Origin of the sequence: Synechococcus sp. R6-10, from assembly GCF_047461815.1 — a bacterium.
Lineage (GTDB): Bacteria > Cyanobacteriota > Cyanobacteriia > Thermostichales > Thermostichaceae > Thermostichus.
Genome location: NZ_JANSHW010000365.1, coordinates 1 through 613 on the forward strand (window position 1 = coordinate 1; position 613 = coordinate 613).

At 60.8% G+C, this 613-nt stretch carries 1 protein-coding gene and 1 pseudogene; one reads left to right on the forward strand and one right to left on the reverse strand.

Translation table 11 applies throughout. The features are described 5' to 3' along the window. On the reverse strand, window positions 1-252 hold a 252-nt coding region (locus NW837_RS10410; RefSeq protein WP_414331307.1), incomplete at its 3' end, for a glycosyltransferase family 9 protein. Window positions 253-427: 175 nt separating this feature from the next. Between NW837_RS10410 and NW837_RS10415 the strand changes: the two are divergent. After that, window positions 428-613: pseudogene (locus NW837_RS10415) on the forward strand (hypothetical protein); the annotation flags it as partial.

A 613-nucleotide genomic window follows, 5' to 3' on the forward strand; every position in this document is an offset into this window, starting at 1 on the left:
GCTGAGATCCCCCAACGACAGCTGTTCTTTGAACGGAAAAGTCAGCACCCGACTCACCGAAGGACAAACCTCATAAGCCCCTGCTGCCCGCGGCTCCACCAGCACCTCCAGCTCCGCCTCCGGAAAGCGCTGCCGCAAACTGGCCAAGGTGGGAAAAAACAAAATCTGATCCCCAATCCCCCCCGGCACCAGAGCCAAAAGGCGGGGGGCCAAAGGCGCTGTGCCGCCAACTGCTCGAGAAGCCACCTGCATAAAGCATCCTTTAGAAAGCGGTATCCAGGGATCCCTGGCTCAGGACATCCCGCGCTTACTCTATCTCAGATTGGGTGGATAGATTCAGGGCCAGCTCGACCCGCGGAAGACAAACCCCAGAACCCTTCTGGGCCAGAGCGTTGTGTACACAGGCTCTCATCCGCGATGATGGGCTGTGGCCGCCACCTTCTGCAAAGGCAGCACCATGACGGAGGAGCCGATTCCGCTGCTGGATTTGACGGGGCAGTACCGGGCTTTGGCCGGGCTGTTGCAGCCGCAGCTGGAAGCGCTGCTGGCCTCTGGCCAGTACATCGGCGGGGCGGCGGTGCAGCGCTTTGAGGAGCAGTTTGCCCAGTTTTTG